This window comes from Allobosea sp. AAP35 (genome assembly GCF_001295925.1).
GTDB lineage: Bacteria > Pseudomonadota > Alphaproteobacteria > Rhizobiales > Beijerinckiaceae > Allobosea.
Map to the genome: position 1 here is coordinate 49,889 of NZ_LJHQ01000043.1, position 20,288 is coordinate 70,176.

At 60.6% G+C, this 20,288-nt stretch carries 16 protein-coding genes; 9 read left to right on the plus strand and 7 right to left on the minus strand.

Features of this window, described 5'->3' with window-relative positions; translation table 11 throughout:
- Nucleotides 1-3 precede the first annotated feature (3 nt).
- Genes IP69_RS14745 through IP69_RS14755 form a run of 3 tightly spaced genes read left to right on the plus strand, consistent with a single transcriptional unit; the run spans nt 4 to nt 3,155 of the window.
- Complete coding sequence (locus IP69_RS14745; protein ID WP_054143590.1) at nt 4-1,290, plus strand: ABC transporter ATP-binding protein; 1,287 nt, start codon at nt 4-6, stop codon at nt 1,288-1,290.
- A gap of 48 nt (nt 1,291-1,338) precedes the next feature.
- The gene (locus IP69_RS14750; protein WP_082359349.1) at nt 1,339-2,295 is read left to right on the plus strand and encodes a class I SAM-dependent methyltransferase; all 957 of its coding nucleotides are present in this window, start codon (nt 1,339-1,341) and stop codon (nt 2,293-2,295) included.
- Nucleotides 2,292-3,155 (plus strand): FkbM family methyltransferase, encoded by an 864-nt coding sequence (locus IP69_RS14755; protein WP_248306847.1) that lies wholly within the window; start codon nt 2,292-2,294, stop codon nt 3,153-3,155. The genes IP69_RS14750 and IP69_RS14755 overlap by 4 nt, the downstream gene beginning before the upstream one ends.
- A gap of 161 nt (nt 3,156-3,316) precedes the next feature.
- On the opposite strand, the gene IP69_RS14760 is transcribed toward IP69_RS14755, so the two are convergent.
- A complete protein-coding gene (locus IP69_RS14760) occupies nt 3,317-4,480 on the minus strand; it encodes a glycosyltransferase family 4 protein (protein WP_082359350.1) in 1,164 nt (387 codons plus the stop codon).
- A 424-nt stretch (nt 4,481-4,904) separates the two neighbouring features.
- Between IP69_RS14760 and IP69_RS14765 the strand changes: the two genes are divergently transcribed.
- The 6 genes from IP69_RS14765 (at nt 4,905) to IP69_RS14790 (ending at nt 12,858) form a co-directional block, all read left to right on the plus strand.
- Nucleotides 4,905-5,687, plus strand: coding sequence for an acylneuraminate cytidylyltransferase family protein (locus IP69_RS14765; RefSeq protein WP_054143594.1), 783 nt, complete (start codon nt 4,905-4,907; stop codon nt 5,685-5,687).
- A 21-nt stretch (nt 5,688-5,708) separates the two neighbouring features.
- Nucleotides 5,709-7,643: a transketolase C-terminal domain-containing protein gene (locus tag IP69_RS14770; RefSeq protein ID WP_054143595.1), complete on the plus strand. Its 1,935-nt coding sequence runs from the start codon at nt 5,709-5,711 to the stop codon at nt 7,641-7,643.
- Between the two features lie 3 nt (nt 7,644-7,646).
- Nucleotides 7,647-9,362, plus strand: coding sequence for a capsule biosynthesis protein (locus tag IP69_RS14775; RefSeq protein ID WP_197279888.1), 1,716 nt, complete (start codon nt 7,647-7,649; stop codon nt 9,360-9,362).
- 106 nt (nt 9,363-9,468) lie between these two features.
- Nucleotides 9,469-10,554: an N-acetylneuraminate synthase family protein gene (locus IP69_RS14780; RefSeq protein WP_054143596.1), complete on the plus strand. Its 1,086-nt coding sequence runs from the start codon at nt 9,469-9,471 to the stop codon at nt 10,552-10,554.
- A 3-nt stretch (nt 10,555-10,557) separates the two neighbouring features.
- Nucleotides 10,558-11,370: an SDR family oxidoreductase gene (locus IP69_RS14785; RefSeq protein ID WP_054143597.1), complete on the plus strand. Its 813-nt coding sequence runs from the start codon at nt 10,558-10,560 to the stop codon at nt 11,368-11,370.
- An 18-nt stretch (nt 11,371-11,388) separates the two neighbouring features.
- Entirely contained in the window at nt 11,389-12,858 is a 1,470-nt protein-coding gene (locus IP69_RS14790) for an aldehyde dehydrogenase family protein (protein WP_054143620.1), read from the plus strand.
- Between the two features lie 542 nt (nt 12,859-13,400).
- Here the strand turns inward: IP69_RS14790 and IP69_RS14795 are convergent.
- The 6 genes from IP69_RS14795 to IP69_RS14820 form a co-directional block, all read right to left on the minus strand.
- Complete coding sequence (locus tag IP69_RS14795; protein ID WP_054143598.1) at nt 13,401-14,132, minus strand: FkbM family methyltransferase; 732 nt, start codon at nt 14,130-14,132, stop codon at nt 13,401-13,403.
- A gap of 268 nt (nt 14,133-14,400) precedes the next feature.
- Nucleotides 14,401-15,399, minus strand: a complete 999-nt coding sequence (locus IP69_RS14800) for a GDP-mannose 4,6-dehydratase (RefSeq protein WP_054143599.1) — start codon at nt 15,397-15,399, stop codon at nt 14,401-14,403.
- Nucleotides 15,396-17,102, minus strand: a complete 1,707-nt coding sequence (locus tag IP69_RS14805; RefSeq protein ID WP_197279889.1) for a capsule biosynthesis protein — start codon at nt 17,100-17,102, stop codon at nt 15,396-15,398. The genes IP69_RS14800 and IP69_RS14805 overlap by 4 nt, the downstream gene beginning before the upstream one ends.
- A gap of 65 nt (nt 17,103-17,167) precedes the next feature.
- On the minus strand, nt 17,168-18,088 hold the full coding sequence (locus IP69_RS14810) for a glycosyltransferase (protein ID WP_054143622.1): 921 nt from the start codon (nt 18,086-18,088) through the stop codon (nt 17,168-17,170).
- A gap of 50 nt (nt 18,089-18,138) precedes the next feature.
- A complete protein-coding gene (locus tag IP69_RS14815) occupies nt 18,139-19,380 on the minus strand; it encodes a glycosyltransferase family 1 protein (protein ID WP_054143600.1) in 1,242 nt (413 codons plus the stop codon).
- Nucleotides 19,373-20,287, minus strand: coding sequence for a glycosyltransferase (locus IP69_RS14820; protein WP_054143601.1), 915 nt, complete (start codon nt 20,285-20,287; stop codon nt 19,373-19,375). Before IP69_RS14820 ends, IP69_RS14815 begins: the two co-directional genes overlap by 8 nt.
- Nucleotide 20,288 lies beyond the last annotated feature (1 nt).

The following is a 20,288-nucleotide window of genomic DNA, read 5'->3' on the forward strand; positions in this document are numbered from 1 at the left end:
GCCATGAGCGAAATCGCCATCGAGGTCGAGGGACTTCAGAAGCTTTACTACCTCGGCGGACGGCGCCCCGCCTCGCTCGGCGGCGTTTCGACATGGCTTTCCGGCAAGACGCAGGCTGCCCGTGACGATGAGAGTTCGCGGGCCGTCGACGAGGGTCGCGCGTTCTGGGCCCTGAAGGATATCAACCTTGTGCTCAAGCGCGGTGAAGTGCTTGGGATCATCGGCCGCAACGGCGCCGGAAAGAGCACGTTGCTCAAGATTTTAAGCCGCATCACCGCGCCCACGAAGGGCCGGGCTGTCATTCGAGGCAGCATGGTCAGCCTTCTGGAAGTCGGAACGGGCTTTCACGACGAACTCACCGGACGGGAGAACATCTATCTGAATGCCACGATGCTCGGCATGCGCCGATCCGAGATCGAGCGCAAGTTCGATGAGATCGTCTCCTTCTCCGGCGTCGAACGCTTTCTGGATACGCCTGTGAAGCATTATTCGTCGGGAATGCGTGTCCGCCTTGGATTCTCCGTGGCCGCCCATGTCGAGCCGGACATCCTGATCATCGACGAGGTGCTCGCGGTCGGCGATCTGGCCTTCCAGGAAAAATGCCTGAGCAAGGTCGATTCGCTCACGCAGGACCAGGCACGGACCGTGGTTTTCGTCAGCCACAGCATGGCTTCGGTGGCCAGCCTCTGCCCGCGTACCGTCAGGCTGGAGGGGGGCGTGGTGGTCGATGACGGCCCCTCCGGCGACGTCATCAACCGCTACTATGGGCAGGAGCATCAGGCCAAAGGCATCGCCTCGCTAGCCGACCGCCGGGATCGCATCGGAAGCGGCGTCGTCCGCTTCACCAGCTATCACCTGGAAGACCTGTCGGGCCAGGTACTCAACTATGTCAGGTCCGGCGAACCGGCCTCCATCGTCCTGAATTATGAGTGCCAGCCGGGCTTCGACGGCCCTGCCGAACTGCTTGCCAACATCGTATTCTCCAATTCCAAAGGGGTGCGCCTGTTTGGAGCGCCGAGCGATGCGACACGCCAAACCAAGGGCCGTCTCTGGCCGAAGGGACGGCTGGTTTGCCGTCTGCCAGAGGTGCCGCTCCTGCCCGGCAATTACGAACTCGACATTGCTTGCCTGCGCGATCGGGAATTAGCCGACAAGATTATGGGCGCCGCGACGCTTACCGTGATCGAGGGAGACCCATTCGGCACAGGGGCGCTGCCGCATCCTCACTTCGGAGACGTTGTTATCCGCTATGGCTGGGATTACGAACCTTCCTCCGAAGCGGCGGGCTAATGCGCGCATAACGACGCTGCAAGCCGATCATCCAACCCGTGAAGTGATATGATAACCAGTCTGACAGACCGCATAAAAGAATATTTCGAGCGCCTGACCGGTGAATTTTCTACCTTGCGCTCGTCGCTCGGTGCTTTGTCCTCGTTGGTTGCGGATAAGCACAAGCAGGCCAGGGACCAGGTTGATCGTCTTGCTCGCGCGATGAAGGACGACCATGCGGTCCAGATGAAGGCACAGGTCGAGCTTGGCCGCACGCTCAACATCATCCGTCAGGAACTCTTGCTTGTGTATGAACGGCCATCGGCGAACGCCGGTGGGAATGCTGACGCCCCTGACGATCCACCGATTCTTCGCGATTTCGTGGCTGGCAGCCGCATCAAGGAGGTTTATCCGACCGACCTGTTCCCGACTCTCGAGCGTGTGACAATGCCGGTCGGCGCGATCCATGAAGAAACGCAGCATCCCAACCAGGCCGATCTGCTCTACGTAGCCGCGATCGCCAAGGTTCGCGAGGCGGAAAGGATCTTCGAGTTTGGCACCTACCAGGGCCGCACGACTTATCATTTGGCGTTGGCCTCTCCCAACGCGCATGTGACGACCCTAAATCTGCCGCCGGAGCAGGACCCTTCCGTCGCGCCGTTCCTCGGCATCATGTTCAAGGGATCGGACCGCGAACAGCAGATCACACAGCTTTACTCGGATTCGCGGACCTTCGACCCGAACCCGTATGCCGCCTCGATGGATTACATTTTCATTGATGGCGACCACAGCTACGAGTTGGTCAAGAACGATACCGAAAAAGCCCTCGCTATGCTCAAGCCGGGCGGAGTGATGATCTGGCATGATTATGCGGCGAAATCGCCTGGTGTAGTCCGCTACATCAAGGAATTTGCCGAAGAGCGGCCGGTGTTTCGGCTGAGGCATACGTGCCTGATCGTTTATGTCGACGGCGTAGATGCCATGGCCTTCACGCCGCCGCCCCGGCGGAAGAGTTGGATGTCGTGACCCGAGATGAGAAAATCGACGGTTCCGTCTGGCGTGGACTGCGCAGGACGCTCGGCCGGCTGATCGCAGGTCCCGAGGCAGCCGTGTCTCCGGCGGTCGTGTCGCCCGCTCAGGACCCTTTCGAGCCGAAGCGCTACCGTTTTGCTCACAACGGTGTGGAGATCGTGTTCAACTGCCCCAACCAGTTGACCTATGATCGCGCCAGTAGCGTCATGACGAAAGAGCCTGGAACCATCTCTTGGATCGAAAGCTTCGAAGAGAACGCGATATTCTGGGATATCGGTGCCAATGTCGGTACGTTTTCGTTGTATGCCGCAGCGATGCGCGGCTGTGACGTCTACGCTTTCGAGCCGGTGGCACATAATTTCTTCGTTTTGCAGCAAAATATTATGGACAATAATCTTGACCACTCCGTCAAGGCGCTGTCGATCGCGATCGACTCGGTCGACAAGGTTGCCGATCTGTTCATGCGCGATGCAGTATTTGGCAGCGCCCTGCATGTCTTTGGCGATAACGTTGATTATACGGGAAAGCACTACAAGGAGAGCCATCGGCAAGGCTGTCTCGGCGTCTCGATCGACACGTTGTGCAATCAATTCGGCATGACCGTCCCGACCTACGTCAAGATTGACGTCGATGGCCTGGAGCAGGAAGTCATTTCCGGCGGCCTATCGTCATTCAAGAATGAGAGGTGCCGTTCGGTGCTGGTCGAACTCGATCTGAATGACGCCGATGAGGTCAGGTTCATCAAGACGAATCTCGAGGCGCTCGGATTTCATCACGACGAGACCGTGCCGGGCAATGCGCCGCGCCCGCATCCCGAGGCGATCGTCTATAATATGATCTTCAACAGGAAGTAGGGCGATTTAGGGTTCGCGGCACGCTGCCGATGCGCTGGGCTCTCACATCTTCGAGGCTGCTCCCAAGATCGAGCGCACTGATTTACCTGACACACTCCATCGCCCGGGTTTGACGCGAAAATCATGCTGGTGTGCCAGCTGTCGATCGTCGTGCGGTTCGATCAGCTCAGAAGGACGTCCGACAGCAGACCTGAGGAACTTGCCTTTGCCAGTTGCAGCGCCCCGATCGACATCTGGCGGAGGGAGGCCGGCTCGTCTAGGGCCGCCTTGACCATCACGCGGAACGCCTCGGCGGTCGGCGCGGTAGCGACCGCGCCGGCCTTCCCCTGCCCGATCTGGTTCGGCAGCTCACCGTTCGGCATGACGAAGGCGGGAACACCAAACGTCATCGCCTCCGCAACGACCCCCGACTGGCTTGCCTCGGTGTAGGGGCACAGGACGACGTCATGCGTCCTCAGAAGGTCGTCAAAATCGGCTGGATCCAGCCACTTCAAAGCGAGGTTGACATTGGGCCAGTCACCGAATGCGGCGGCTACCGTCGACCGCAGCGGGCCATCCCCTGCAATCGTAAGGGTCCAGTCGCTTCGGCCGCGCAACGGCGCCAAGGCTTCTGCCAGCAGATCGAGCCCCTTGTACTGGACAAGTCGCCCCAGGAAGAGCAGGCGCACCGGGCGCCCCTGCACCAGCTCGCGATGATCGTCGACACGGGGTCGCATGATGCTCTGCAGGGAAGCCTGACGCAGGCGATCGGCCCTACGCGGGAAACGGGCAGCCAAGACCTGGCGAGTATGGTCCGACAGGACGATGATTCTATCGCTGAAACGCAGCAGCATTCCTTGCGTCGATCGCTGCCAGATTTGCGCGTAGTCGCCGGGATGCGGATCGGCATCGTGTGCGACATAGGCCACCGAAAGCCCACGTCGCTGCAGGACATGCACCAATGGCCATGCGAGTGGAAAATTCATGGTGAAGACGGCGCGGGTCGGTTGAATGCGAGCGATCGCCTCGGCCTGCTCCCGCATGAGCCTCAAGGTACCAAAGCCGCGTCGCAGAAGGTCCCCGAAGCTTGGCACATCGGCCAGATGTAGCGTCAGCCCTGCATCCCGGAATTGCTGCAGTTCGGCGTTCTTCGTGCGCAGGAAGAGGACGATGTTCTCGGCGCCAAGCTCCTCCCGGAGCCGTTCGGCCAGCTTAAGTGTCACAAGCGACCCGCCCCCACGAGAGCCCCAGTAAATCAGCGCAATCCGCCGGTCCGGCCCTGCCGCTGCGGGCGGATGAGGTGAAGCGGCGGGCAGGAGGTCGGGACGAGAATCGAGTTCGATCAACGTGCTACCTTCCTAATTGCGGTTCAAACCAGCGCCTTGCAAGGTCGATTGCATGCATGCTACCAGCCGGTCGGCTCGGGCGTTTGGTGTTGCTTTCGGCGTTCGTTCTAAGTGAGCCTGCGCGCTGGCCGCGCCAACCCTTACATTCGTGGCGTGATTCTCAAAGGACTTCGTAATGGCGAAGACAGCTTCCGTTACCGGCGCCACCGGGCAGGATGGCGAGGATCGCGTCGAGCTGCTGCCGTCCAAGAACTACATCGTTCACTGTATCAAGCGCCGAGCATTGTCGTTCGTTTCCGGGCGGATTGATCGTCTGCCTAGATCCGCATTCCAGCGTCGTGAGCTTCTTCACGCTCTATGGCGAGCTTACCGATTTGACCAACCTAATCCGGCTTTTCTTTAAGCGTGCCCAGATCGGTCAGCCATGAGTGACGTCTCACCGTCGATCGTTGCCCTCATTCCAGCGCGCGCCGGCTCCAAACGCGTGCCGAATAAGAACATCAGGCCGCTGCGCGGACATCCTTTGATTGCCTACACAATCTGCGCGGCCCGCCACTCCGGCGTGTTCGACGGTGTGTTCGTCTGCACCGATTCGGAACTCTATGCCGATATCGCCCGCCATTACGGCGCTGAGGTCCCTTTCCTGCGCCCCGAGACGATGAGCGGTGATCGCTCGGCCGATATCGAATGGGTAGAGTTGGCGGTCTCCGAGCTGGAACGGGCTGGGCGCCTGGCGGATTGCTTTTCGATCTTGAGGCCGACATCGCCTTTCAGGAAGCCTGAGACCATCCAGCGGGCCTGGAAGGAATTCACCGCTGCCGAAGGTGTTGATTCTCTCCGAGCTGTCGAGAAGTGCGAACAGCATCCTGGCAAAATGTGGGTTGTGCGCGGCAGGCGCATGACTCCGCTGTTGCCCCTCTCGCCGGACGAGACGCCTTGGCACAGCCAGCAATATGCCTCATTGCCGGCCGTCTACGTCCAGAACGCCAGTCTGGAGATTGCAGCGACGCGCGTCGTGCGCGAAACCCGGACCATCGCAGGCGATACCGTGATGCCGTTCCTGACCGAGGGCGACGAGGGAATGGATATCAATCGGCCGGAGGATTGGTGGTATGCCGAGTTGTGCATCGACCGCTGCGAAGCACGGCTGCCGTCGATCGACCGTGAACCGTTTCCTATGGACCTTCTGCCAGTGTCGGCGGGCTGAGAACAAACAAAAGGCATCGCTGTGGGTGATTTGATCGGGCAGGTCGTCGAGACAGAGCTCTACTTTATCGAGCGTTCCGAATTTGTGCGCGTCAAGGGGCTCAACGCGCCTCGGCCGGAGATCGTCTCGTTATACGCTGATATGGCACGGCTGAACGTGCTTTATATGGTGGCAAAGGCGGGGTCAGGCCATCTGGGTTCGTCCTTTTCGTCGCTCGACATCATCTCGCATCTATACTTGTCCGAACTGGATGTGGCCGCCGGCGACATCTTCTTCTCGTCGAAGGGGCACGACGCTCCGGGCCTCTACGCAGTCCTCGATGCCGAGGCAATCCTGCCGGAGGGCAAGATCCACGCCCTGAGACGGTTGGAGGGACTGCCCGGCCATCCCGACGTCGGCACCCCGGGAATGACCACGAATACGGGATCGCTCGGCATGGGCATTTCCAAGGCGAAAGGGATCGCGTTCGCCAATCGCCTTGCCGGCAGACGCAACAAGATCGTCGTCATGACCGGCGACGGGGAACTCCAGGAAGGTCAAATCTGGGAATCGCTCATCTCGGCCGCCAACCAGAAGACGAGCGAGCTCGTTGTGATCGTCGATCACAACAAGATCCAGTCCGACTATTCGGTCGAGAAGACCTCTTCGCTCGGCGATCTGGTGGCCAAATTCACCGCGTTTGGCTGGCATGTCGAACGGCTGGATGGGCACGACACAGAGGCGCTTGCGGCTTGCTTCGAGCGGATTGCCAAGATCGCGGATAAGCCCAAGGTCATCATAGCCGATACCGTGAAGGGACGGGGGGTGTCCTTCATGGAGGGTACGGCGATTGATTCAGATGTGGAGATGTTCAAGTTCCACTCCGGCGCACCGAAGGCCGACGAATACCAGCGCGCGGTCGAGGAGATCGAGGCCCGAACCGCAGCGCGACTGGCCGAACTGTCGGCCGAGCCGATTAGGATTGAAAGGGTCGACCGGCCGATTGTTGTCCAGCCGACGCGCGAGCAGAAACGGCTCGTCCCGGCCTATACCCGAACCCTGCTCGACAGGGCCGAGCAGGACCCAGCTCTCGTGGCTCTCAGTGCCGATCTGGCGCTCGATATGGGATTGATCGAGTTCGCGGCCCGGTTTCCGGATCGTTTCGTCGAATGCGGCATCGCTGAGCAGGACATGGTGAGCCAGGCCGGCGGGATGGCTTTGAAGGGGCTGCTACCGGTGGTTCACTCATTCTCCTGCTTCCTTTCGACGAGGCCCAACGAGCAGATCTATAACAACGCTACCGAACATACGAAGATCGTGTATGTCGGCGGCCTATCTGGCGTCCTGCCCGCTGGGCCGGGGCATTCGCACCAGAGCGTGCGCGAGATTTCGGCGCTCGGAGGCATTCCGGGTATGGTCATGGTGGAGCCATGCTGCCCGGAAGAAGTTGGTCCGTTGTTCGACTGGTGCGCGCGACAGCATGACGGGCCGAGCTTCCTGCGACTCGTGTCTGTCCCCTATGCGACCGACGCTGTTCTGCCGCCCCGTTACGCCCCTAAACGGGGTTGTGGAGTCGAGATCAGGCCAGGCTCTGACGGCGTGATCGTCGCCGCCGGTCTGGTTGCGGTGGCGGAAGCGCTCGAAGCTGCCGACATCCTGAGTGAGGCGGGACAGTCCTTCGCCGTCGTGAACCTGCCCTGGCTGAATGTCGTAGACCCATCCTGGCTTGCCGATCTAGCGACACACTATCCGCGGCTCGTGACGATCGACAATCACTATAGGTCTGGCGGGCAGGGGCAGACCGTCCTGGCTGCGCTCGCCATGCTCGATCTGCCGCAGAAGCCCAGCGTGCTTTCCATCGGGATCGAGAGCGTTCCGCCCTCTGGTCGCAATGACGAAGTTCTGGCTGCTCTCGGGATGGATGGCGCCTCGCTCGCCCAGCGAATTCAGGCACGCTTCGCTGCGGTTCGCACCTAAAAAATGAAGTCTGATCTGGGCCGCACGATCCGGCAGGCCATTCGCGAATCTGCGCGCTTTGCTCGACTGCGTCTCCTTCGACTGAACCTGCTCGCAAGAACTGGCGCACATCAGCCCTTTGCCGGTTTCGTGCGGCCGGGAGGCGCAGACTGGCGCAGGGCAGTGGCAGCCGCCTCCCGTGGGAAGCGAGTCGTCATCGCAACGAACACAGGCGGGCATTTCGGCCTTGCGGCGATTGACCGCCTGCTCGCCGTCGCACTGACGCTGCGCGGTGCAGCGGTGACGACCATTCTCTGTGATGGGGTCCTGCCGGCTTGCCAGATGTGCGAGATCGGTCTCGTGCCGGACCGGGGCGCGTTCGTTGCCGATGGGCCGCCCAGCCTGCTCTGCGGCTACTGCCATGGCCCTGCGGCCCGTGAGTGGGCCGCACTCGGGCTCGCAGCCGAGACGATTGGGGCGTACATCTCGGCTGACGACAGGGCAAATGTCGAAAAAGTCGCCTCCTCGTTGCCAAGTTCGGAGCTTGCGAGCTTTGTCTATCACGATCTGCCGCTTGGAGAGCAGGCACTGGCGGGCACGTTGCGCTTCGTTGCGCGGGGTACGCTGGATGGCGAGGTGGCAGGCGAGGAACTGCTGCGCCGATATCTAGTAGCCTCGATGCTAACTGCCTTGGCATATGAGCGGATACTTTCCGCGCTCAAGCCCGACGTCGTCGTGATGCACCATGGCATTTATGTGCCGCAAGGCGTCGTCAGCTTGGTCGCCAAGGCCAGCGGGGTCCGGGTCGTTGCCTGGAACCCAGCCTACCGCAAGCATTGCTTCATCTTCAGCCACGACACCACCTATCATCACACTCTAATGGACGAGCCGGTGGATTCTTGGCGGGACGGACCATTTTCCGATGAGCAGCGCGCCGAAATCGAGAGTTACATCAAGAGCCGCTGGTTCGGGAAGAACGACTGGGTCAGGTTCCACCGCGATCCGGATTTGACGCTGACGGCGGACCTGAAGACGCTCGGCCTCGACCCTGACAAGAAGACGATCCTAGCACTGACGAACGTCTTCTGGGACGCGCAGCTACATTATCCAGCAAACGCTTTCCGCAACCAGCGCGACTGGCTCGTCGTTACGATCTCATGGTTCGCTGCGCGGCCCGACTTGCAACTCGTGATCAGAATCCACCCGGCAGAGATTTCAGGTAGCCCTCCCTCGCAGCAGCGCGCTCAGGACGTTATCGCCGAAGCGTTCGGGGCCCTTCCGGACAACGTGAAGATCGTGCCGCCGGAGAGTGCACTCTCGACCTATGCCCTCGCCGAGCACGCCGACGCAGCCTTGATCTACGCCACGAAGATGGGCGTCGAACTCTCTAGCGTGGGCCTGCCGGTCATCGTCGCCGGCGAGGCGTGGGTGCGCAATAAGGGCTTCACGTATGATGTCAGGTCACCCGAGGATTATCTAGCCACGCTGGCGCGTCTCCCGTTCGGCAAACCGTTGAGCCCTCAAAAAAGGGACCTCGCGCTGCGCTACGCGCATCATTTCTTTTTTCGGCGTATGGTGCCGATCAGCTTCGTCAAATCCAATCCCGGTCCGCGACGATTCGACATCGCAGTCGATGATCTCGATGCGATGAAGCATGGTGCCGACCACGGCCTAGACGTGATTTGCGGTGGGATTTTGACTGGTTCGCCGTTCATTTTCGACAGCCGGGCGAGCGCTTGATCACCCGGATTCATGCCGCTATACACGTCGGCCTCCCCCGGCTTGCTGTGGTAGGAGGCGCGGTGGCGGACCTTCCGTTGGCTACGATGAAATCAGGAGTACCGCTATGACTCGGCAGTTCAACATCGGCAATCGTGTTATAACTGATGAGAGCTCCTCTTTCGTCATTGCGGAAATCGGCCACAATCACCAGGGCGACATGGAGAAGTGCAAGGCCTTGTTCAAGGCGGCGCATGAGGTCGGCGCAGATGCGGTGAAGCTGCAGAAGCGCGACAACCGCGCGCTGTTCACCGCCGAAATGTATGACAGCTCGTATGACAGCGAAAATGCCTACGCGCCGACATACGGCACCCACCGCGAGAAGCTCGAGTTTAACAAGGACCAGTATCTCGAACTGCAGGACTACGCCCGGGAACTCGACCTGATTTTCTTCTCGACCGCTTTCGACAGGCCCTCGGCCGATCTCCTTGAGGAGATCGATATGCCGGCCTATAAGATCGCGTCCGGCGACCTAACCAACATTCCGCTTCTCAAGCACATTGCGGGTTTCGGCAAGCCGATGATCATATCGACCGGCGGAGGCACGATGCCTGACGTCCGGCGAGCCTATGAAGCAATCAAGCCAATCAACAGCAACTTCTGCATCCTGCAGTGCACATCGGGCTACCCGCCGGTTCACGAGGAGTTGAACCTCCGCGTCATCGAGAATTTCCGCCAAGAATTCCCCGACATCGTCATCGGGTTCTCTTCACATGACAGCGGCGTTGCAATGCCTCTGGTGGGGTACATGCTCGGCGCCCGGGTGTTCGAGAAGCATTTCACGCTGAACCGGGCCTGGAAGGGGACCGATCAGTCGTTCTCGCTCGAGCCAGCCGGCTTGCGGCGTGTCGTTCGCGATCTCGAGCGGGCGCGCGTTTCGCTCGGGGATGGCAAGAAGTCGCCCTATTTCTCGGAATCGGCGCCGCTCAGCAAAATGGTCAAGCGTATCGTCGCGGCTGGTCCGTTGAAGGCCGGTCACGTTCTCACCGAGGACGATCTGGCCTACAAGATTCCCGTTTCAGCAAAGATCAGTGATTTTGCGCTGCTTGCCTACGAGAACGAGACCTTGATCGGGAAGCCTCTGCTCGTCGATGTAGCGCAGGACGAGTTGATTACCGCGGCTTCGATCGGCGTGTCTGATCGCGCCGCGTGATCCATGGCGAATCCATTTGATCTCGCGGGGCGCGTCGTCGTCGTCACCGGTGGTCTTGGGCAGTTGGGACGGCAATTCGCGCGGGCTTTGATCGGCCAAGGCGCGAGGGTTGCCGTGATCGATGTAGCACGCGACGATAAGCGAATTGCTGCGTTGAGCGAAGGGATCGACACCGAGCGTCTGATGGTCTTGTCAGGCGACATTACCTCGAGGGCATCCCTCGAGCAGGCGTTGGCGTCTATCGAGGCGCGCTGGGAAACGCCGTTCGGTCTTGTCAACAACGCCGCGCTCGATTCGCCGCCCGATGCACCGGCCGCGGAGAACGGTCCCTTCGAGAGCTATCCGGAGAGCTCCTTCGACAAGGTCATGGACATCAATGTTAAAGGCACGATGCTGGCCTGCCAGGTTTTCGGCGGCGCAATGGCGCGGCTCGGGCGCGGGTCCATCATCAATGTGGCGTCCATCTACGGCATGGTCTCGCCTGATCAGGGCCTGTATGAATATCGACGCCAGCAAGGCGAGACCTTCTTCAAGCCTGTTGCTTATTCGATTTCCAAATCGGCGATCTACAATCTGACGCGATATCTTGCTGTCTATTGGGGCTTGAAAGCGGTCAGGGTCAATACCGTTACATTTTCGGGTGTCTTCAATCATCAGCATGATGATTTCCTGAAGAAATATTTGCCCAAGGTCCCGCTGGGCCGCATGGCCGACGAGGCCGACTATAACGGCGCGGTTGTCTTTTTAGTGTCGGACGCCGCTCGCTATATGACCGGCTCCAATATGGTGATCGATGGCGGCTTCACAGCTATGTAAATGGACGGGACGATTCAGATGAGTGAACTGTCTCCGTCCTTCGTTCCCAACATCATCGGCGGCAAGGAGCAGCCAGCCATAGGCGGGCAAACCCTCGACGTCTTGAATCCGCATGATGGTACGCGGCTTGCGGGTCTTGCGCGCTCGTCAGCGGCGGATGTTGCGGCTGCCGTCGCCAGTGCGCGCTCGGCGCAGGTGTCATGGGCTGCAATCCCGCCGGTTCAGCGGGGCGAAATCCTGACCCGGATCTGCAATGCGTTGGAAGCGAACAAGAGTGAATTGGCCCAGATCGTGGCTCTGGAGGCAGGAAAGCGCCTTTCCGACGCCGCTGGTGAGGCATCAGCCGCCATACTTTGTGGGCGCTTTTTTGCTGGCGAAGGACAACGGTTGTTCGGCCGGACGACGACAAGCGGAACGGCTGATAAATGGGCCATGACGATCCGGCAACCCTGCGGCGTTGCAGGGCTCATCATCGCCGCCAACACGCCTGCTCCGAACTTCGCCTGGAAGGTCTTTCCCGCACTGGTCTGCGGCAATGCCGTCGTTCTGAAGACGGCCGAGGATACCCCGATTTCGTCCTGGTTCATGGCCAGGATCGCGGAGCAGGCTGGTCTCCCCAAGGGAGTTCTCAATCTCGTTCATGGTTTCGGAAGTGAGGCGGGACAGGCGCTTGTCGAGCACGACGATATCGATGTCCTGAGCTTCACCGGTTCGACACGGGTCGGACGCATGATCGGCGAAACTGCTGGCAGGCGATTGAAGAAGGTCTCGCTGGAACTCGGCGGTAAGAATGCGCTCATCGTCTGTGATGACGCCGATCTCGATAATGCCGTCAAATGGGTCGTGGCGGCCGCTTTTTCCAATGCCGGCCAGCGCTGCGCGGCCGGTAGCCGCATCATCGTCTTCAGCAGCGTCTATGAGGCCTTTCAGGACAAGTTGATCGCTGCGACGCGCGCCCTGAAATTGGGTGTGGATGCCGATTGCGATCTCGGGCCGGTGATTAACCAGCGCCAGCTCGACCACATGTTGGCAGCGATCGACAAGGCGGTCCACTCAGGCGCGCATGTGCTCGTCGGCGGCGCGCGGGCGCAGGATTCATCCCTTTCGACGGGTTTTTACATGCAGCCGACCATTCTGGCGGGCTTGGCCGACGATGACGAGAGTTCCACGACCGAACTGTTTGGACCGATCACGGCGATGTATCGCGTCCCCGATTTCGAAGCGGCGATCGCGTTGGCCAACCGATCGCCCTACGGATTGACGGGTTCTATCCACACCAGCAGCATCGACCGCGCCTTTGCCTTCATCGGTCGGCTTGAAGCGGGCGTGGCAGTCGTGAACGGCGGGACCCATGGATCGGAACCGCACATGCCCTTCGGAGGCACCAAGGCTTCCGGAAACGGGACGAGAGAGCCCGGAACCGAGGCGCTGGACATCTATACCAATCTCAAGGACGTCTATCTCAACATCCGTCCGCCGATTGGTTGATGTTCGCGCCGGCTGCCTGTCCCGGTCATCATCTGGACGCGGCGCCCGTCAGTTTTGGCGTTCGGTTCAGCGGGGGCATTGTGACTCTTGCCTGAGAAGCATGGGCAAGGGTCGTTGTGTCCAACTTACGGCACAGGCGCGCTGAAGGGGGTTGGCCGGTTGGTTATGGTCGGCGCCGGCGGCTTGGGTACCTGCGTGGGTTCACATACCGCTTGAGCGTCCAGATACCCTTGGATGTCCCGCGTATCGTAGCTTCGCTGCCGTCAGCCCGGGCGGCGCGCCGTTAAAAGGTCTCAAGCCAGGCGGATGCATCAGCACCCGTACAGGGTCACCACGTCGCGCTGACCCGCCTCATCTTGCCGGGCGTGATGGTCTTGGCGAAGCCAATCTTGGCTGGCTGTGTGCGGCTGTAAATGAGCTTGATCGTATCCAGCATCATTTCCGCCATCGTTCATCCGGGCATGACCCCATTCCGTGCAGGGTCCGGCCCTTTGCGCCGGCCGGGATGACCCGCGCATTTTACGAAGCTTGCGTCCTCCGCATCATCCGAGCCTGCTCGCCCGATAAAGGAAATGACCAAAAAGCGGCTCACCCGATTCGGCGCTGAGTTGATTCTTGATGCCGGCCAGCCGGAAGCCAAGCTCGACCAGGGGCGCATGAACCTCCTCGAACAGGGCCTGGCCTTCATACATCGGCTTGAACGACATCTCGACCATGACGTAGTCGGCGCTGCCGATGACGTTCCGTCCGCCGGCTATCACCTTATCCTCGACGCCCTGGACGTCCATCTTGAGAAAGATGCCTTTCGGCACCGTCAACGGGTCGATCAGGTCGTCCAGCCTCGCCAGCGGCACGTCGATCCGCTCGGCGATCTGTGACGTCTGCGGAAACTCCTTGCGGGAGATGTCGCCGAGCGGCAGCATCGAGGAGGCGGGGCCATAGGCGTTTATCTCGAACGTTGTCATGCCGGTGACGTTGGAAAGGGCCTGCGGGTACAAGGTGACCCCGGGAATCTTGCGGGCCGCCAGCGCTTCCCTCGCCGCGGGGATAGGCTCGAAAGCGATCGATTTCTCGGCCTTGAAAAAGCGCTGCAGGAATTCAAGAAAGGCGCCGTCGTTTGCGCCGATGTCGATCACGGTTCCAACCTGTGCGTTCGTCCTAAGCCAGCGGAACAACGAGTTGCTGGCATCGATCGAGCGATCGTCCGTGATCCGCTTGAATTCATAGCCATACCGGCGGAAGGAGGACTGCAAGGCCCGCTGGAGAAACTGCATGCTTCATGCTCCTGATCTGATCACATCCTATGTCCTGCCTACATGCTTGAAAGCAAGTGTCGTTGTCCGCAGAGATCGGCTCGAACTGGACATCGTGCGAACGAGATGAAGATGAGGAAGCGCGGTTGCGCATTGAGGCCAAGTCGGCACTGCAGCACCGCACATGGGGGGCACTCAGCTTCGTTGTCGCGTCATGGCGAGATCAGCGTCTCCGCGCATGCGGTTGACGTCGCGCAAGACGAGCAAGCGGCAGCGTCGCTGCGTTGAATCAGTTTGCCTCGAGCCCCGACAGGTCGAAGTTCCCTGCTCTCCGGCGCATCTCGGCTTGCGCGAGCATGGCGACGACCGATGACATTCCGAATTTGGCGCGCCAGCCGAGTTGCTCATACGCCTTCTTGGGATCGCCGGCGCTGAATCCGATATCGGTCGGCCGAAGCAGCGTGCGATCCATCTCGACATGTTTGCGCCAGTCCAGGCCGAACCAGGCGAAGGTTTCGGCAACAAACTGCTCGAGGGAGCGGGTCTGGCCCGTCGCGATCACATAGTCCGCAGGCGCGTCGGCCCTGAGCATCGCTGCCATCGCCTTGACGTATTCCGGCGCCCATCCGAAATCGCGTTCGACCGAAAGGTTGCCGAGCCGTAGCGTCTCGGCCTCGCCGGCGGCAATCGCTGCTGCGCCGGCGACGATTTTCTGGGTCACGAAACGACGGGGCCGCAACGGCGATTCGTGATTGAAGAGGATGCCGGAACAAGCGAACTGTCCGTAGGCCTCACGATAGTTTGCCACCGTCCAAAACGCAGCGGCCTTGCCGACACCGTAAGGACTTCGTGGGTGAAAGGGCGTCGTTTCGCTGGCAGCTTCGACAGTGTCACCGAAACACTCGCTCGAGCAGGCATTGTAGATGCGTATGTCCGACTTGAGGAGACGCAGGCATTCCAGAATGTTCAGCGGGCCGAATATCGTCGAGTCGAGCGTCTCGACCGGCTGTCCGAATGACAGGCTGACTGAAGATTGCCCGGCCAGATTATAGATCTCGCTGGGGGCCGCATCTGAGACGACCTGCAGGACACTGCGGAAATCGATCAGGCTGGCGGAGTGAAGGCTGACGGCCTCCTTGATGCCCAGCCGGCTGAGATTGGCGAAGCTTGTCAGCTCCTTGTCGCGCGAAGTGCCATGAACCTCGTAGCCGAGGTCCAGCAGATGCTCGGCGAGGTAGGCACCGTCCTGGCCGGAGATGCCAAAGATAAGAGCGCGCTTGGCTGTCACGCGTGCAATCCGATCCGTTCGGCTTCGTAGATGAATGGCGTCCCAGACAGGATCCCCTCGCACACCACATCGAGGCCGGGAAACTGCCCCGGTCTTAGCGCGTCGATCGAGGGCAGGTCGATACCATAGATCTTTCCTTGCGCGGGCACGACAAACGGCAACGGCACCATGCGTCTGAAAAAGAAGTGATAGGCGTATTGTCTCGCCCGTTCGATCGTTTGCGGTGCCAGCATTGCGCCTGCGGGAAGCTTATCGAGAAGTGCGATGTAGTCGTCCCGACTTTCGGCGTCCTGCGTCAGGGCCTTGTTCCGGATCCATGCCTCACCGGCGACGATCACGGGTTTGCCGACGGCTGTCAATTCGACGCCGGTCTTGGTTCCGTAAATCAGGACCGTGTCGCACAACGCCATTGCGGCATAGGTAGAGATATTGCTCTCCGGTGCGATAATGAAGATGTTCTGGGGAAGCGTGGGATAGCGCGCCTCAATCTCCCCGAGAAGCGGCTGTGCCGAGGGCACGGTTCCGCGGATCTCCGCCGGGTGAATGCGCAGCAGCAACTGCAGATCGGGGCGCTGAGAAAAATAGTCGATCGTTTCGAACACCCAGGCGATCATGTTGGGAAATGCGTTGGCGGGATAGTGCAGCTGCGCATCCCAAGCGACGTTGGACAGCATTCCGATAATGGGCTTTTCGATGTCGAGACCGAGCTCGGCAACGAAGCGACGCGTGTCGTTGTCCGGCTTCTCGTGGAACCAGATCCAGTCGCGCGTCCCCGTAGCCCGGCTCTGGAGATAGGAGAGGATGTCGTCCTCCTCCTTTGCCGACCACGCCATGCTGTCCCAGGCCGCTGTCGGTTCGGTCATCAGCGTATGGTGATAGGTGTCGCCATGGCTGAAAATGAACGTGCTGCGCCGGTAAGACGGGTTCCAGTTGACCACGCGTACGCCCTTACGTCGCAAAACGTCGCCTGCCGGGCCCTGCGGGACATAGATGCCATGATGGAAGACTGCGACGTCGAAGCGTTCACGCGCCAGCAGGCGCTCATAGGCGAGGGCGGTCAGGGCGGCAGCCTCGACGAAACGGCGCAGCACTTCGTCGGCCTGCGGTCCCGCAGGAAGCGTCGCCGAGGCATAGTAGCGCAGCGCGCCCGCAAGCCCCTGCATCCCCAACTCGTCGCCCTCGGCTGAACGATGCGTTGAAAGGGCCTCCCGATCCCGTCCGGCGAGTTGCTTTCGCACAGCGTCTCGATCGGCCTCGCAGACGAGATCGGAGAGCCGGTGTTGCACGAGGCCAAGGGGCGCGAAGTGCGCCTCGCCGACGGCCATGCAGCCCTTGCAGATTGTATTGCGGAATTCGCCGGAGACGATTGCGGCCGGGTCCGGCACGGAGTGAGGCTCGACCTTCAAGCATGCAGGCAACACAGCATCGCATGCGATGAGATGAACCTCCGCCCCGCGCAGAGTCAGCGAAATCGCGAGCAGCGATTCAAGCAGCGACGCGTGCTGAAAGCCGGTTACGTTGGTCGCGACCAGGACTCGGGCGCCGTTCTTCGGCGCATCGACTGCCGCTCTCCAGCCAGCAGGGTTCGTCGATATCAGATTTGCTATCCCCTCCGGTGACGCAGCTTGAGATGCTGCTGCAACGGCCGGGCGCTTACCGAACCTGCGTTTGAAAGCTTCCACTAGGGCGGTGAGCTGCAACATGACCTCTGGTGAGCGACAGTGGCTCGCGCGTCGCAATGCGAAGGCGATGGATGGCGAGACGGGCTTTACCTTTTGCGCAACGGTGCGTGCTGCCGCAAGTGGTAATCCGCGTGCTGGTTCCGCAGCTCATGGATCAGGTCAATATGCCGGCCGATGATGCCATTCTGCCAGTCTCTTGCATTCAGGCCCAGCACCTTGGCATGCGAGTCGAGCGATAGGCCAGTCAGGGCGCGAATCGCTTTCCAAACCCCGCGTCGAACAATCTGACGCGCGCCGTTGGGAAAATGCGCAGCATACGTTTTGTCATAGAGCGCAAGATAAGCGCGCTGGCGATCCTGCATCTTCGCGTAGTCGGGAGAGCTGGGGTCGGTCTCCCAGTTTCGGAAATGATGAATTGCTACATCGCGCGTGAAGACGATGTCGTAGCCGGCCAACAGCACCTTGGCGGTCAGATCCGGGTCGATTCCATAGTCGCGGAAGGCCTCGCTGAAATAACCCACCTCGCGCAGGACCTTGGTGGGCAGGACGCCTTGATTGACGTTCAGGATGCCGAATTTCGACAGCCCGCCGATATAGGGCGCGCTGCAGAAGGGTCCCTGCACGTCGCGGACCTTAAGTCCGACCATGCCGACCCGGCTGTCCTGGGTGAGAATTCTGACCGCCTTGCCCAACCCGTCGCCGACGACCTCGTTGTCGTCGGAAAGCCAGCAGACATAGGGCGTGGTGACTTGCTCGAACACCTGATTGTAAGCTGCGGCTTGGCCCAGTCGCTTGCCAACCAGGATCGGCACGATCGTGTCGGACCGGACGCTCTCCAGATACGCGATGGTCCCATCTGTCGATCCGGCGTCGGTCACATAGAGGCAATACCCGATCGAGGTCGTGGCAACGATGCTCTCGATCGCCCGCCGAATCTGGTCGCAGCGGTTATAGGTACCGATCACGATCGACAGGAGAGGGCCGTTAATCGACGTGTTGCTTGTCATCATGGTCCTCGTTTGGCGCGGCGTCTATCGTTGATGCGCCTCCCACGTTATCACGCCAGGGCTTGCGACAAATGATCCTGCTGCGGCTGCGTCAATGGCAGGCCAGCAACCTTCCGATAGGCCGCGACAAAAGTCGGAGCCGCTTTGTCCCAGGCGAAATCGCGCCGCCGGATTTGTCCCTTCGAACGCATCTCATGCCTCAATGCTTCGTCGGTCCAGACTCTTGTTAAGCAAGAGGCCATGTCCTCGGGATCTTTCGGATTGAAGAGCACGGCGGCGTCGGCGGTTACCTCGGGAATGCAGGAGGTCGCCGACGCAACGATGGGCACGCCGAATTGCATGGCTTCGAGCAGCGGCAGTCCCAGGCCCTCGAAAAGCGAGGGGAAGGCCAACATCTTCGCCTCCGCGAACAGCGAGACCAGAGCCTCTTCCGGAAGAGCGCCGACGAACTTGACCTGCGCCTCGATTCGGTGATGCCGGAGGCTCTCCTCGATCGTGGCTTGATGCGCCTGCGATACTCGTCCCGAGCAGACCAGCTTGATCGTGAGGCCATGTTTGGCCCGCACGATGCTCAGGGCTTCGAAAAGTGCGACATGATTCTTGTGGGGGAACGTCATGGCGGGATAGAATGCAAATTCCCCTTCGATCCCAAGCTCCCGAAGAACCTCGATGCGCCGCTCGGCAGGCGGGGGTGTCTGCATAATGTCCGAATCGCGCAAGATCACAGCGATCTTGTCGGGAGGAACCCCAAAGGTCTCGACAATGTCCCGCTTCGTCGTCGCCGTCGCAGTCACCACGAGTGCGGCACGCTGGCAGGCTCTCCGATACATCGCTGTGCGCCACTGGCGTTCGCCCGGCGAGAACAGATGCGGCAGGTGGATATGCTGCAGGTCCCACGGCTCATAGATCGACGGCAGGGCAGTATCAAAAGCGAGCTGATAGGGAAAGTGGACGAGTTGCGCTCCGGTCGCTCGTAGTTCGCGATCACGCTCCACGGAGCCGGGCTTCATGATCCCCGCGATGGCCTCGGCGAGCTTTTGCCTCAGCGCCTTGGTGCTGGTCTCGCGATACCACGGGAAGACATGGGCCCAAGGCGTCACGTCTGTGTTGGGATCCGCCAGCGCTCGCCACGGCTCGACGATGCTGGCGGGAGCGAGCAGCGTAACTTTGGCTGCCGAACCGGCCTGTCCCAGGCCATGGACCAGGGACAACAGGTTGGTCTGTACGCCGCCGGCCGAGCGGGGATCCAGCGCGGCGTGGATTGCGACATGAACCGGCCTAACGTCAGCCATTCGGGTGCTGTTCCTGTGGAGCGGACGAGCGGCTGAGGATCGCTCCGAAGACAGTCTCCGCGGTTCGCGACGCATCGATCGTTTCGATCTCGACGCGGCGAGGCTTGCCGCGCAGATGGCCCCATTGTTGCGCGTAGACGCCCCTGTCGTGGTCGAGCACCGAATTGTTCGACTGGCGCACCATCTCGGCATCGTCGTAATAATGCTCCACGAGACTATCCGGCGCCGGAATGATGGCGTAATCGGCATCCCATATCCGCAGGCTGAGATCGCCATCGGCTTTGTAGAAGACATAGTCGTCTTCGTTGGCAAACCCGACCACCTGCATCGCCTCGCGCGAGAACAGGCCATGATTAACCATCAGACGGGCGCCCAGCGTCTCCTGTACGTAATAGCGCCGATCCGCGGGCCAGTTCCGGAAGAAATAGGCAACGCCGCCAACACGCTTGCCGCTGGCGACAGCCTGGCGCGCGGTCTCGAGCGAGGCCGCGATGGCGCCGGGCAGCAGGACGCAATCGTCGCTGATCATCAGAATCCAATCGGCCTGTGCCGCCTTGAAACCGAGATTCATGAAGTAGCCCCAAGATTTTCGCTCGATCGGCTTGCCTCTGAAGCTGCCGCGGTTGTGTTGGACAATCGTGACGATGTCACGTTGTGACATCAGCCAGTCGAGCGAGCCATCCGAGGAGCCGCCATCAATGACGATGATCTCATGCGGGATATCGACACAGTTGGCACGGACGCTTTCGATCGCGGCTTCAAGAAACGGACGCCGGTTGTAGCTGCCGAGCACGATCGAGACTGAAGGCTTTTGCCGCGAGACCATGGGCACGGGGGCTGCCGCGAGCGTGCTGGGCGCAGCATTCACGCGACGAAGCGACCGTCGCAACCGGTTGACGATCCCCATC